Source organism: Paraburkholderia sp. TE9906 (assembly GCF_056279605.1).
Genome location: NZ_JBWCCT010000022.1, coordinates 19940 through 33876 on the forward strand (window position 1 = coordinate 19940; position 13937 = coordinate 33876).

Genomic DNA, 13937 nt, shown 5'->3' on the forward strand with positions numbered 1-13937 from the left:
GTTGCAATGGTTCAGCTTGCAGGCTGCCGCTGATGACCCGTTAGAGTACGGGTCATGCGAAAGCCGGTACGAATGTTTTGGATGCCTTAACGATACGCGAGATGATCGGGCGAACCTGGGAACGCAGCGCTTCCCGTCGCAGTTGTCGGGCGGGCAGCGGCAGCGTGTGAACATTGCACGCGCGCTGTGCGACGTGCCGCGGCTGCTCGTCGCCGATGAAATCGTCTCCGGTCTCGACGTCTCGGTGCAGGCGCATATCATGGAATTGCTGCTCGCGCTGCGCGAGTCGCACGGCGTCGCCGACGACAAGATCAAGCCCTGCGCGGGTGAATCGTCGAACGGTCACCGCGTGCAGAAGCTGCCGCCTGGCGAGGTGAAAGGCCAGGGCGCCTATCGCTCGATCGGCTACCGTTCGATTTCCTACGGCGCACCGCCCTATTCCGGCGCCATGGCGCTCAAGATGGCCGTGCAGAAGCTGGACGGCAAGGACTTCCCGCAACGCATCACGCTCAAGCTGCCGCTCGTCGAAACGCCGCAGTTCAAGCTGTGCAAGACCGGCAGCATCGACGAACTGAAGGCGGGTGCACGGACTTCATGCTGGACAAGGTGCCGCCGGGCTGGTTCGCGGACATCTATTCCGAGGAAACCAGAGAGGTCGGCTTCAATGCGGCGCTCACGGGCAACCAGGACTGAGGACGTTGTCATGAACGACGCATCTCTCGCCATCGACCTGTCGAACGTGACCAAGCGCTTCGGCGCGACCGTCGGGCTCGACGGCGCGTCGTTTCGCGTCAAGCGCGGTGCCGTGCACGCGTTGCTCGGCGAGAACGGCGCGGGCAAGTCCACCACCGTCAAGCTGCTGTCCGGTTTGATGCAGCCGGACGCGGGCACCATCCGCGTGATGGGCCGCGACCTGACGATGCGCGGCCCGCAGGACGCCCATCGCGCCGGCGTGCAGACGGCGTTTCAGGAGATGACGCTGGTGCGCGATCTCACGGTCGCGCAGAACCTGCTCCTGTCGTACGAGCCGACCGGGCTTTTCGGGCGCATCAGAATGCGCGAGGCACAGCGCATCCCGGCGCAATGGCTCGAAGAGCTCGATCTCCCGGACGTGCGCCCCGGCGCGTATGTTCGCGACCTGTCCTTGCCGGTCAGGCAAAAGATCGAGATTGCGAAGGCGATCTTGCGCGGCCCGCAAGTACTGCTGCTCGACGAGCCGACTTCGTCGCTGTCGGGCGCGGACGTGGCGTGGCTCTCGCGCCGGAGCGACGCGTTAAAGGCAAACGGCGTCACGTTCGTGTTCATCTCGCACCGCATGCAGGAAGTGCGCGAGTTCTGCGACAGCCTCACTGTGTATCGCAATGGCCGCGATGTCGGCTCGTTCGACACGCCCGACATCTCGGACGACGAGGTGATCCGCCTCGTCATCGGCCGCTCCATGGAAGCTAAATATCCGCCAAAGGTCGCGCCGCCAGCGCTGGCGCAGGGCCAAATCCGGCCGCCCGCAATGCAGGCGCGCCGCATCCGCGTGGACGGCGTGGTGAGCGACTTCGACCTGACGCTGGTCGCCGGCGAAGTGCACGGCATCGCGGCGTTGCAGGATATGGGCCAGCGCGAACTGTTCGAGGCGCTGTTCGGCGCGACCTATATCGACGACGGCGAAATCCGCGTCGACGGCAAGCCGGTCACGCTGACCTCGACCGCCGATTCGCTGAAGTCCGGTGTGTCGACCAGTTTTCTGCGTGAAGACCGCAAGACCGAAGGTCTGTTTCTGCGTCTGCCCGGGGCAGAAAACGTGTCGCTGCCGGTGATCGGACGTTATGCGCGCTTTGGGCTGATCGACCGCAAGCGCGAGCAGGCCGCGATCGCCTGGTCGCTCGCGCAGATGGAAGTGAATCCTCGCGCACTCTACAAGCCGTGCCTGTCGTTTTCGGGCGGCAACCGGCAAAAGATCGCAATGGCCAAGTGGATGCTCACGCAAAGCCGCGTCTGGCTGATGTTCGATCCGACCCGCGGCATCGACGTGGGTACCAAACATCAGATTTTCGTGCTGATGCGCGCGTTCGCCGCGGCAGTCGACGCCGTGCTGTTTTATTCGACCGATGTTCCCGAACTCGTCAATGTGTGCGACCGCGTGTCGGTGATGTATCGCGGCCGCAACGTCGGAGAATTGTCCGGCGATGCGCTCACGGAAGAAGCCGTGATGCGCAACATGCTTTCCAGCTGAGAGGTTGGCCATGAAAATAGCTATTGCGTCCTCCGACAGCGGGATCGTGCGTAGAGGCGCGGGCGCAGGTTGGGCCGCGCGAGTCGATCATCATCGCGGACTGATCATCGCGATCGGCGCGCTCGTCGCGATGCTCGTTGCGTGGGGCGCGCTGTCGACCACGCCGGTGGGCGCCTACGACATTGGCTCCGTCACTTCCAGCGCGACGACGCTCGCGCTCGCCGTGCTCGGACAGACCATCGTCGTGCTGTCGGGCGGCTTCGATCTGTCCGCGTCGGCAGTCGTGTCGCTCGCCAACGTGCTCGCGGTGCGCTTCGTGCATGGCACGCCACTCCAGCAATGGATTGGCGCGGCGCTGATTCTCGCGACAGGCGGCGGCATTGGTTTGATCAATGGCGCGCTGATCGCGTGGTTCCGCCTGCAATCGATCGTGGTCACGCTCGCGACCATGTTCATGGTTCAGGGTATGACGCTGCTGATCCAGAACAAGCCCGGCGGCAGCGTCGGCGACGAGTTCGGCGCGTTCCTCACGTCCGATCTGATTGCCGAGAAACTGCCCATGTCGGCCGGAGTGCTGATCGCCGCGCTGCTTATATGGGCGTTTATCCGGCGCACGCGGTTCAGCGTCGGTCTGTACGCGCTCGGCAGCGATGCGGACAGCGCGTACGCCAACGGCATGCCCGTCACGCGCTATCGCATCATGACCTACGCGCTCGCAGGCATGTTCTACGCGGCGGCGGGTCTGTATGTGTCGGCGCAGACGGGCTCTGCTGGTCCCCTGGTCGGCCGTCCGCCGCTGCTGTCGATGTTTACCGCCGTGGTGCTCGGCGGAACGCTGCTCGGCGGCGGGCGCGGCGGCTGCGTCGGCACCGTGTTCGCCGCCATGACGCTGATGGTCACCGTGAATATCCTGCTCGTGCTGAACGTGTCGGCGTTCTTCACGACCATCGCGGAAGCGGTGATCCTGATTCTCGCGGTACTCGGTTCGTCGATCGGCAAACAGTCGGCCGCGCATGAATGCGCGCGTCACGCGGCGCAATGGCTGAAGGCGCTGCGAACCGGCACGCGAGTGAAGAACGATGCTCGCGCGCGGCGCGTGTCCTTCGAAGTGAGCGGTTTCCAGCCGATCGCCAACACGGAGCTGAAGGGCCGCGCGATTGCGGACTGGATCGAGCGCAACCGCGAGTGGGTGAAGTATGTCGTGCCGGCGTACCTGCTGTTTTTCGCAGTGGTGGTGATCACCGGCTTCGTGTATGGCCCAGCGGTGCTGACCAGCGCGAACTTCTATAGCAGCCTGCTGACGCTGACATTGTTCCTCGCGATTCTCGGCCTCGGACAGGGCGCGGTGATTCTGACCGGCGGACTGGACCTTTCGATGCCCTGGCTCATCACGCTGGCCGGCGTTCTTCTCACCGGCCTCACGCACGGGGCGAACGGGGCGGCGGCGTGGGCGGTCTCGGCCGTGCTCGGCGTCGGCTTGATCGTCGGCGCATTCAAGGGCGTGGGCGTCGTAATGCTCGGCCTTCCGCCGATCGTCGTGACGCTTGCCGCCAACGGCCTGCTGCAAGGTCTCACGCTGATCTACTGCAACGGCTCGCCGCAAGGCTGGTCGCCGTCCGCGATCAGCGAATTCACCAACGGCAGACTCGGGCCCTTGTCGTTCGCCGCATGGAGCGTGCCGGTGTTTCTCGCGCTTGCGCTGTTGCTGCTGCATCGCACGCCGTTCGGGCGGCGCGTGTACGCGGTCGGCAATTCCCAGGTCGCGGCGAAGCTCTCCGGCGTGCGTGTCGGCACAACGCTGATTGCCGTCTACTGCCTCTCGGGATTGTGCTCGGCGCTCGTCGGTTTGCTGCTCGCCGGCTTCAGCTCGCAGGCGTTCCTCGGCATGGGCGATCCGTATCTGCTGCCGTCCATCGCGGTGGTCGTCGTCGGCGGCGCGCTGCTGCTGACCGCTCTCGGCACGCTGCTCGCGGGCACGACCGTGCCGCCGGCCGTGCGCGACATCATCAATGGGCTCGTCGTGCTGGCGGCTGTCATCACGCTGCGCGACCGGCGCGCATAACATTGGGACACATTAATGCAGACGAAGACGACAGCGGTAATCGGGTCGGGGCGCATCGGGCGCGCGTGGGCGATCGTGTTCGCGCGCAGCGGCCTCGAAGTGAAGATACACGACGCCTCGCAACAGATGCTGAGAGACGCCATCCCGGCCATTCGCGAAAGCGTGGAGGACCTGGCGTCGTTCAATCTGATCGACGAGCCGGTGGAGGCGATCGTTGCGCGTATTACCGCATGCGAGACCCTTGCCGAAGCGGTCGCAGAGGCGGATCTCGTGCAGGAGAACATTGCCGAGATCGTCGACGTGAAGCGCACGCTGTTTGCGCAGCTAGACCGTCTGACAAGGCCCGAGGCGCTGCTTGCCAGTTCGACCTTGGGTCTGCCGGCATCCACGTTCACCGAAGCGTTGGAAGGCCGCGCGCGCTGTCTGGTCGCGCATCCGGTGAACCCGCCGTCGCTCGTGCCGCTCGTCGAGTTGTGCGGGGCGCCCTGGACGTCGCAGGACACGCTGGAACGTGCTCGCGTTTTCTATGAGCAGGCTGGCCAGAAGCCGGTTACCGTGAATCGCGAAATCTCGGGTTTTCTGCTTAACCGCCTGCAAGGCGCGGTACTCGACGAGGCGCTGAGCCTCTATGAACAGGGCTACGCGAGCGCCGCCGATCTGGACACGGTGATGCGTGACGGTCTCGCGATGCGCTGGTCCTTCATGGGTCCGTTCGAGACGATCGATCTGAACGCACCCGGCGGCGTGGCCGACTATGCGCAGCGCTACGGCGGCACGTACCGCAGCATCGCCGAAACGCGCCTGCCTTTTGACTGGGCCGCTGCCACGCTGGAAAGGCTCGATGCGGAACGGCGTGCCGCTGCCGCGCGAGCGCATCGAGGAGCGCAGCCGCTGGCGGGATCGGCGTCTGATGGCGCTGCTCGCTCATCGGCGCGCGCTGAAGGACAAGGAGTGAACCGAAGCGCCAACAACGTGCCAACAAGGAGACGACGATGCCTGAAGTACGCTTGCTCGTGGATGCGAACAATCATCTTGGTGAAGGCCCGCTGTGGGATGTCAAGGAGGAACGGCTGTACTGGATCGACAGCACCGCTGCGGAAATTTACAGCTGCCGCGCGGACGGCAGCGAGGTAAAGCGCTTTTTCGTGCCGCGTCATATCGGTTCGATGGCGCTGCGGGAGCAGGGCGGCGCGGTGGTGGCGCTTGCCAACGGCCTGCATCTCTACGACTTTGATGCGCAGACCGTGCAGTTCATCGCCGACCCGGAAAGCGACGACCCCGAGACCCGCTTCAACGACGGCAAGGTGGACCGGCGCGGCCGCTTCGTCGCGGGCACGATGTCCTACGATTTCGACCGCTACGATGCGGATCGCGGCCAGCGCTCCACGCGCAGCGGCGGTTTGTACCTGCTGGATATCGACGGCACGCTGACACGACTGGACTCGGGCATCAGCTGTTCGAACGGACCGTGCTGGAGCCTCGACAATCGCACGCTGTACTTCACGGACACGTATAGCAGGGAGATGTACGTGTACGACTACGACATCGAAACCGGCGCTGCCGGCAACCGCCGACTGTTCGCTTCGGCGCGCGACATGGCGGGCACCTTCGACGGAGCAACCGTCGATGAAGAAGGCTACGTCTGGTCCGCGCTTGTGTTCGGCGCCCGCATCTCGACACGCTCTACGTAACGACGATGGGCCGCCCGATGTGGGGCATTCCGCAGAAAGAGCGCGACAAGGGCGGATTGTTCGCGGTGACGGGGCTGGGTGTGCGCGGTTTGCCGGAGCCGCGTTTCGCTGGGTGACTGCGGCCCGGCGCGTACTTTCCGCCTTCGTTGGCGTTCGCGGCTACTCGACACTAAGCGTGCATCTGTCTCCGCTGTGGGGACGTTCGACCGACACCTGGATCACGTTTTCCAGCGAGTCGCTGAGCTTCGTCAGAATAAAACTGCACAGATTCTCAAGCGTGGACGAGCCGAGGTCGGGCACGTCGTCGAGCAGCCGGTGATCGAGCAGGCCGCGCACGTCCTCGATCTTCTGCTGAAGCGTGCCCAGATCCACGATCATTTTCGTGACCGGGTTCGGGGCGCCGGACACCGTGACCGACGCCCGGTAAGTATGTCCATGAATGCGCCGGCTGATCTCCGTATGAATCTCCCGTTCGAGGGTGTGCGCCGCGTCGAAATAGAAGCTCTGGCTGAGTTGATATTTCATGGAACTGTCCTGTTTGCACAAAGGGCCTGGTAGCTTCGCATCCGTCATTGAAGGCATTCTGACGAATACTCCTATCAGCTGACCGGCTGATGCGAAGCAACGCTGTGGCCCGCGAACGCGAGCTTCGCGATCTCCGCCGGCACGACCGCCTCGAAATGTCCACCCTGGTCCCAGACGACCACGGTGCGCGCATCCGGCTCTTTCGCGCCGATCTCATCGACGCGCATCCTGCCATCGAATTCGCTGACGAACGCGACGCGCAGCTTCGGCGACATGCCCGGATCGGCATTGATCAACTCAACCAGCCGCTTGGCCGCCAGCGAGAGTGCAGGGATCGGCGCGTTGCGGGCCAGCGGCGCATCTCGTACTTCCGTCATGATTTCGCGGTACTGACTGACCAGTTGCGCATGATCCGAGCCGTAATCGTGCGTGGCATGCTGCAAAAGGGAGATCAGCAGGCAGTTGTTGGTCGAGTCGTGCGCCTTGCCGTCGTTGGGAACGGGTGTCATGCCGGCCGCCTGCATGGCTTCGCGCAGGTGTACGCCGGCGGCGCGTGTCGCGGCGGCGCTTTCCTCATAGATGCGCCGGCCCTCCGCGGAAGCGTAGAGATGCGCGAACTCGCTGCTTTCGAGTGACCAGTCGCGCGTGGCTTCGTATGGCTCATCCGGGAGATGAGCCAGGTTGAGACTGTCCATGCACGCGAACAAGGTATCGACTCGCTCGCGTTCGAAGTCGTGATATGACGGCGCGTGCGGAAGCGCTGCCTGTGCCGGCCGTGCGAGCGGCATGGCCGTCGCAGTCGCCGGAACGGCCTGCATGACGCAGCGCCGCAGCGCCTCGTTCAACTGCGCGGCTTCCTCGTCCGCGGTGACGGGCCGTAGCCGGTATGAGACGAACGATGCATCCGGGCGCGGCCCGAGATGGGAGTGGTCTACGCCGGGCGCGAGCCAGCCGCGATGATGGCCCCCTATGTCATGGTGCAGTCGTGGCGCGTGTGCCTCGCGCGACTCGTTTTCGTCGGCAGCCATCGGCGCAGGCGGCGCCACGTTCCATCTCGGATAAGCGGGCGCCAGTCCGCCGCTGCAGTAGGAGTCTGGCAGCATGGAACGCACAGGGCCTTCGGTCAAGTTGTAGCGGCCGGCCTCGCCGAATATCGGCAACGAATACGCCTGCGCGTTCGCCATGCTGCCGAACGGCATCAGACCGGCGAGCGGCTGGCTCAGGCTTCCCGGCGGCAGGAAGGTGGATCCGTATCGCGGTGCGCCATAGACGTGCCCGTCACGCTGCTGGTACGAATCGGCACTGCCGCGCTCGGCGCCGTATGTGCGTCGGTCCAGCCAGTCCATCATCGCGTCGAGGTTGTCGAGAAGGCCCATGGCGTGCGTTTAAGCGATCCAGTCTAGTGTGCGGTGGAAAAGCGTCATCAACGGATCGACGATAACCGGGGCGACGCGGCGCCGGATTCGCGATGCGAGGCGTTGTCGCTTCACGCGAAGCCGCGCTCCTTATCGTCAGCGCAGTCCGCCAGGGCGAGCCTGTGCATGACCGGCGCGTTGGCATCGGCGGGGTTCCGGGTAATGGAGAACAGCAGTGCGTCTGCTGCTATTCGCCCCTGGTTCGGGCGTCCCTCCCAGTTCGTCAGGCGCCCTTCGAGCCTGAAGCCGAGGCGCGGCATGGTGCTTGCCGCCGGCCCTTCGGGCGCGCAGTACGCGTGAATCCGGCACAACTGCGGCTGCGAGAGCAGCCAGCCGATCAGTTTGAGCAAGGCGGCAAGGCTGGCGCGCCGTCGCCGATGGCCGCTCAGCCTGCTGATCACCACACCGATTTCCGCGCGCGGCGGCTCGGGGCGCAACTCGATCGCGGCGAGCAGCGTGCCGCTCGCGGCATCCTCGAGCGCCCACGTGTAGCGCGTATGGGATTGCCAGCCGGCTTCGCAGCGACGGATGAACGCGCGCGTTTCGTCGATGTCGGCATGCGTGGGCATCGGTAGCCATGCAGTCACCTCGGGATCGCCGAGCAGCACGCTGAACAGCGCTTGCGCGTCGGCGGGGGCGAAAGGCCGTAGCCGGATCGAGCCCGCTTCGACTATGCGCGGTGCGATGAATCCTGACATGGTTCGCTATCCGTATGAATGTGTCGACCATTCGAAGCGGTCTTTTCCGCAGAAAGCGCAAGAGCCGTGCTGCTCGTTCGCGGCAACGCCCGCCGCATCATCGGTTGCTGGTGGGAGCCGCAACGGTGCTATGCCGCCATCCCGCCGCCGAGCTATTCACCGTTCAAGCGTTTCCGACGGCGCTTCCTTGAACCGCTGCCGGTAGCCGTTGAGCAAGGTCGAGCGATGCTGGACGCCCCAGCGGTTGGCGACGCGCAACACGCTCGCCGCATGCGTCTCGTCCGATAGCAGCTCCTCGCGGATGTGCTCCATTCGACGGTTGCGGATCAACTGGCTCGGTGTGTAACCCAGGTTCGCCTTGAAGGCGGCTTGCAGCGCGCGCTCCGTGACGCCGATATGGCTCGCGACCTCGCGAACCGACAGATCGGCGCGGTCCAGGTGCTCGACGAGATAGCGGTAGGCGCGGCGATATTTTCCCGGCAGACGCGCGCTGATGTCGTCGGCGGCGGGCTGCACGCGTTCGGCGGGCGCGGCCGGCACGGAAATGCTGTCCGCCCGTACGTGGCGCAGCGACTGCAATGCGTAGCGCGCGTAAATCTGCGCGTAGTCGTGCAGACGTCCCTGTTGCTGGCGCACTTTCGCCTGGCAATAGAGAAATTCGTTGTACCAGTGCGAGTGCTGGCTGCCGTGCGCCGGCCGGTCGCCGAACACATGCAGCATCGTTTCGGCGATGTGCGGCAGCTTGCCGGCAAGCGACGCGAGCGTGACGTCCAGACGCAATTCGCGTTGATAGTCGTCGAGGCCGGCGCCCTGGCTCCAGCGCAAATGCAACTCGATCTGCGCGAGCGCAGCCTGGCTGCCGCGCGACAAGGCCTGCAGATGATTCATATAGTCGGCATGGCGCGTTAGCACCGCGATCGACGGGATATGGTCGGCGGGCACGGTGGTCAACGCGTCGTCGAGATCGGTCGAGCGTGCCTCGAGCGTCGCGGAATGCCAGTAGATGTGGTCGGCGAGTTGTGCACACGAACGCAGTTTGTACTGCGCGATCACGTCTCGACTCAGCACGTGCGCAAGCCGCAGCCAGCGGGAGTCCTGCGCGTTAGCCGCCCGCTCGCGTAGTGTGACGAGCAGGGCGCGCACGCCGTCGAGCCGGCCCAGTTGAAACAGCACGAGGATCGATCCGACCAGGCTCTCGAGCCGCAGGCCGTCGCTCGCGTCGTCGTCTTCTACTACTCGCTTGAAGCATTTGAGCGCGGTGCCCAGATGGCTCTGGAACAACGCTTGCCAGCCCGCGTTGCGCGACAGCGCCGCGCGCATCGTCTGGTGCTCGCCGCGCATGCACTTCTGAGCGCGCCGGTAAGTGTCCTCGGCATCTTCATGACGGCCCAGCACGAGTTGGACGTCCGCGTATGCCTGCAGGCTCGCATAGTCCGGCGCGGCCCCAGGCTGCGCGCGATCGGCGCGCGCAGCCGCGACCACCAGCGCATCGCGGAACTGGCCGGCCAGCATCTTGGTGAAGAACGTCGAGGCCGGTTCCGCCGATGCGAGGGTCGAGGCGACGGCAAAGTAGATCGTTGAGGACATGGTGCGCTCCGCGTGAAATGGGTGGATACGAAATGTCTTGCTGGTGAACGTATCGTTGCATCTCGTCCCGTCGCGGTCGGCAAACTGTGACGTTCTGTTACTTTCCGGCACGCGCCGCCTGGTCGCGCAGCCACAGCGTCCTGTAGCCGCGGAAACTGCCTTCCTGCAAGCGCGGATTGCGCGCCGATTCGAGCGTGAGCCGTGGCATGCGGGCGAGCAGCGTATCGAACACCACTTCGAGTTGCATGCGTGCGAGCGGCACGCCGATGCAGCCATGCATACCCGCGCCGAACACGAGGCCGTTATGCGCGCGTTCCGGACGAACTTGCGAAGGCATATCGAATTCGGCGGGATCGCGATTGGCCGCGGCCGCGACGATCGCCACGGCGTCGCCGGGGGCGAGCGTTAGCCCGTCGAACTCGACCGCATGCCGCGCGTAACGGAACAGCAAATGCACCGCGGGTTCGAGGCGCATGAGTTCTCGAATGGCCGCCGGCACCAGCGTGGGTTCGCCGGCCAGCCGTTGCCATAGGCCGGGGCACGCGAGCGCGTGCCTGAGGGTGTTGCCGATCGACAGCATCGTCGTGCCGTAGCCGGCGATGAACATGAGCAGCACGTTGACCAGCAGCTGATGCGGTGTCAGTTCGCGATCTTGCGGCGGGCGTTCCGCCGGCGTGGCTGGAGCGGTCCGCAGCAGTTCGCGCACGGCCGGCATGTGGCTTTCGAGGTCGCGCATGAAAGCCACGGTCCGCCTGATAGCTTCGCGGCGCTCGTCCGGCCGCAGCGGGGCGGCGCTGATCAGGCGGATCGCGGACATCGAGCCCGCGACGAGTTCGGGCGCATGGGCAACGTCGAGGCCGATCAGACGGCAGATCGTCATTGAAGGCAGCCGCTGGGCGATGTACGCCATCAGGTCGAAACGATGCGGATCGGGCAAGCTTGCGAGCAGCGCATCCAGGTCCGCGCGCAGCCCATCGCGCAGGGACGAGAGCCGCGTCTTCGAAAACAGTGGCGCAAAGGCGTGGCGCAGCCGGTGGTGATCGGCGTCGTCCTGAAACAGCATCATCTCCAGAATGCCCGCCTCGTCGTCAAGCACTCCGGTTGCGACGAGCGGGGAGCGAGACGAGAGCGCTGGATGATTCAGGATCGCACGCGACAGGCGGTACGTGCTGACCATCCATGCGCCGCTCGGGTCGCGATAGACCGGAGCGGCTGCAGAAAGTCCGCTATAGAGCGCGTCGCGGTCGTCTGCCGGATCGGTGAGCAGTTCCAGAAGTGTCTTGCTGGCAAGCGTGCGGGGTTGGGTCAGCAGCATAAAGTCCTCGTCGTGATCATCTGGTCGTCATGCGACGCGCGATTAGCGCTTTCTCGAGTTCTCGACCGCATAGTTCGCCGCGGTGAGAAGCGTCTGCATGACCGTCTGCAGCACGCTTAGAACGATCTGCGCGGCCATGCCGCCCATCTGATTGAGCTGCCCGAAGGTCTGCATCCATCGTTCGGCGCGCCCGGGCGGCGGCATCTGATAGGGATTCGCGACATACGGCGGCGGCGGCCCGTCCGGACGCTTGATGTCCGCAGGGAATTCGCCGCCGGATTTCCCGCCTGCGCTTTCCGCCGGTTTCTCAACGAGTTTTTCCGCTTGCTTAGCCGCCGGTTTCTCCAGCGGCTCCACCTGGGATGTGCTTTCGCCCGTTTGCGTGGACGGCTTCGCGAGACGCGGCTGCCCGACGCCATACTCGTGGCGCTCCATGAAGGTCGAGGTCGGCGACAGCGACGGACTCGGCGGCCCGTCCGTGTCGCTGTCCGTGCCGGCGATGGATGGCGGGGGACGCCGCATCGGCTGCATATGCGACGGGACCGTGCGGAGTGAAGGGGACGTCGCCGGTGGCATGCCATGGTTCGATGCAAGGTCGAGCAGAGAGATGGTGGACGCGTCCGACTGCGAGCGCATTCTTGAGCGCCAGCGCGCCGGTGTCGTGCCGCTCGCGGATATGACGGGTGAGACATCATGCTCGGTATCCTGAGCCCGCTGCACCTTGGCGGACTCTGACAACGCATCTAGCGATGCGTGGCTCGCCTGTCTCGTCGATTTCGGCGATACGGCGCCGGCCGAGTTTTGCCCGGTCTCGTGCTCCGCCTGCCGGTCGCCATCCACATAGCCTGGATGGCGCTGTTCTGAAACGCCGTGTGTCTCGTCAAACATTTCCTGGCTCTCCGAAAGAGTGTGGCACCCGCTGGTCCGATTACATCGGAAAGGGCCACTTACACGAGGGCGTTTATAGCGCGCCCCTGCCGTTCGGCGCCAGGCGACAGGCGAAGCAGGCGGAAGGAATGCGAAGCCCGCTGCGCCCGCCAATCGTGCTGACGCACGACCGCCGAAGCGATACGCGCGAATCCGAAGCATGCAGTCGCAAGGCGGTGGCCGCCGCTGGACGCGCCGTGCGCGGCCCACTAACTTGCGATGCACGCGGGGCGCGGCAACGGTGGCCCGCCGAGTCATGCCGCGCGAGGCGATGGGCTTCGCCGGTATCCATCCTTCCAACGGAGGCCCACGATGAATCATCGTTATCACGCACATCCAGCGGGACGGCCGTCGTTCTGTCCGGCCCCGGCTCGTCGCTCGGGTCGCCTTAGATGCGCGTTCGCCGTGTCCTTGCTGGTGCTGTCGTGCATGAGCGCGCCCGCGTTCGCCGACTGTTTCGACACCGCGGCGTCGTACCACGGCGTGAATCCGCTGATCTTGCGCGCGATCGCCGCGGTCGAATCGCATGGCGATCCGCACGCCTTGCACAAGAACAGAAACGGCACCACGGACATCGGCGAATTGCAGATCAACTCGGTGCATCTTCGTGAACTGGCGCCTTATGGCATCCATGAAAAGGACCTGCTCGACGAATGCGTGAACGTGTATGTCGCGGCGTGGCACCTGAAGAAAAAGATGGTCGCGTACGGCAATACGTGGAACGCGGTGGGCGCCTATCACTCGCAGAGCCCGCGGCTTCGCGACGCCTACGCTCACATGATCAGGACGACGCTCGCACGCTGGGGCCTGATTGCGCCGGTCGCGGACACACCGGCGGGAGACCTGCGATGAGTCCGGTCGACGAAGCCGCGCTGCGCGACGACGCGCTCGCAACCTCTCGCTACTGCGCGACGCTCGGCCAGCGGCCGGTCACGGTCTGGCTGACCGGCCTGAGCGGCGCGGGCAAATCGACACTCGCGCGCGGCGTACGCGAACGGTTGCGCGGACTCGGCAAGCTTTGCTGCATGCTCGACGGCGATGCGCTGCGCAAGGGTCTTTGCAGCGATCTCGGCTTCACGCCGGATGAGCGCGACGAAAACATCCGCCGTGCCGCGGAGTCGGCGCGGCTTCTCAACGAACAAGGGCTGATCGTGATCGCGTCGTTCATCTCGCCGTACCGGCGCGAACGATCACTCGCGCGCTCGATCGTCGGCGCGTCGCGTTTCGTCGAGGTTTATGTGAACACCCCGGTTGCCATATGCGAGGCGCGCGATCCAAAAGAGTTGTACCGGCGCGCGCGAGCCGGCGAATTGCGCGGCTTCACGGGCGTCGATGCGCCGTATGAGCCGCCTGCGTCGCCTTCCATCGTGATCGACACCGGCGGGCGCGACCGCACGTTCTGTACCGAACAGCTACTTGCGCGACTGCTGCCGATGATCGTGCGGCCGGTTCGCCAGGTTGCCTGACGCCCGCCCCGCGCGGGTGCCCAT

10 protein-coding genes and 2 pseudogenes are annotated in these 13937 nt (G+C 65.1%); 6 read left to right on the forward strand and 6 right to left on the reverse strand.

Annotated features, from left to right (window positions below):
• The first annotated feature begins 16 nt into the window (after positions 1–16).
• The 4 genes and pseudogenes from ACZ9H4_RS34685 (at position 17) to ACZ9H4_RS34700 (ending at position 6096) form a co-directional block, all read left to right on the forward strand.
• Positions 17–2227 carry a sugar ABC transporter ATP-binding protein gene (locus ACZ9H4_RS34685; RefSeq protein ID WP_476122678.1) on the forward strand — a complete coding sequence of 737 codons (2211 nt, stop codon included), beginning with the start codon at positions 17–19 and terminating at the stop codon, positions 2225–2227.
• 10 nt (positions 2228–2237) lie between these two features.
• The gene (locus tag ACZ9H4_RS34690) at positions 2238–4289 is read left to right on the forward strand and encodes an ABC transporter permease (protein WP_408148604.1); all 2052 of its coding nucleotides are present in this window, start codon (positions 2238–2240) and stop codon (positions 4287–4289) included.
• 15 nt (positions 4290–4304) lie between these two features.
• Positions 4305–5244: pseudogene (locus ACZ9H4_RS34695) on the forward strand (3-hydroxyacyl-CoA dehydrogenase).
• Positions 5245–5281: 37 nt separating this feature from the next.
• Positions 5282–6096 (forward strand): annotated as a pseudogene (locus tag ACZ9H4_RS34700) (SMP-30/gluconolactonase/LRE family protein).
• A 43-nt stretch (positions 6097–6139) separates the two neighbouring features.
• On the opposite strand, the gene ACZ9H4_RS34705 reads toward ACZ9H4_RS34700, so the two are convergent.
• The 6 genes from ACZ9H4_RS34705 to ACZ9H4_RS34730 form a co-directional block, all read right to left on the reverse strand.
• Positions 6140–6505, reverse strand: coding sequence for a 6-pyruvoyl trahydropterin synthase family protein (locus ACZ9H4_RS34705; protein ID WP_408148606.1), 366 nt, complete (start codon positions 6503–6505; stop codon positions 6140–6142).
• Positions 6506–6579: 74 nt separating this feature from the next.
• Entirely contained in the window at positions 6580–7881 is a 1302-nt protein-coding gene (locus tag ACZ9H4_RS34710; protein WP_476122649.1) for a hypothetical protein, read from the reverse strand.
• 110 nt (positions 7882–7991) lie between these two features.
• The gene (locus tag ACZ9H4_RS34715) at positions 7992–8618 is read right to left on the reverse strand and encodes a GNAT family N-acetyltransferase (protein WP_408148610.1); all 627 of its coding nucleotides are present in this window, start codon (positions 8616–8618) and stop codon (positions 7992–7994) included.
• Positions 8619–8774: 156 nt separating this feature from the next.
• Positions 8775–10205 (reverse strand): helix-turn-helix transcriptional regulator, encoded by a 1431-nt coding sequence (locus ACZ9H4_RS34720; protein ID WP_408148612.1) that lies wholly within the window; start codon positions 10203–10205, stop codon positions 8775–8777.
• 97 nt (positions 10206–10302) lie between these two features.
• Complete coding sequence (locus ACZ9H4_RS34725; RefSeq protein ID WP_408157077.1) at positions 10303–11520, reverse strand: cytochrome P450; 1218 nt, start codon at positions 11518–11520, stop codon at positions 10303–10305.
• Between the two features lie 42 nt (positions 11521–11562).
• The gene (locus ACZ9H4_RS34730; RefSeq protein WP_408328493.1) at positions 11563–12042 is read right to left on the reverse strand and encodes a hypothetical protein; all 480 of its coding nucleotides are present in this window, start codon (positions 12040–12042) and stop codon (positions 11563–11565) included.
• 834 nt (positions 12043–12876) lie between these two features.
• Here ACZ9H4_RS34730 and ACZ9H4_RS34735 point away from each other — a divergent pair.
• Positions 12877–13299, forward strand: coding sequence for a lytic transglycosylase domain-containing protein (locus ACZ9H4_RS34735; protein WP_408148726.1), 423 nt, complete (start codon positions 12877–12879; stop codon positions 13297–13299).
• Positions 13296–13913, forward strand: a complete 618-nt coding sequence (gene cysC / locus ACZ9H4_RS34740) for an adenylyl-sulfate kinase (RefSeq protein ID WP_408148618.1) — start codon at positions 13296–13298, stop codon at positions 13911–13913. Before ACZ9H4_RS34735 ends, cysC begins: the two co-directional genes overlap by 4 nt.
• The last annotated feature ends 24 nt before the right edge of the window (positions 13914–13937 follow it).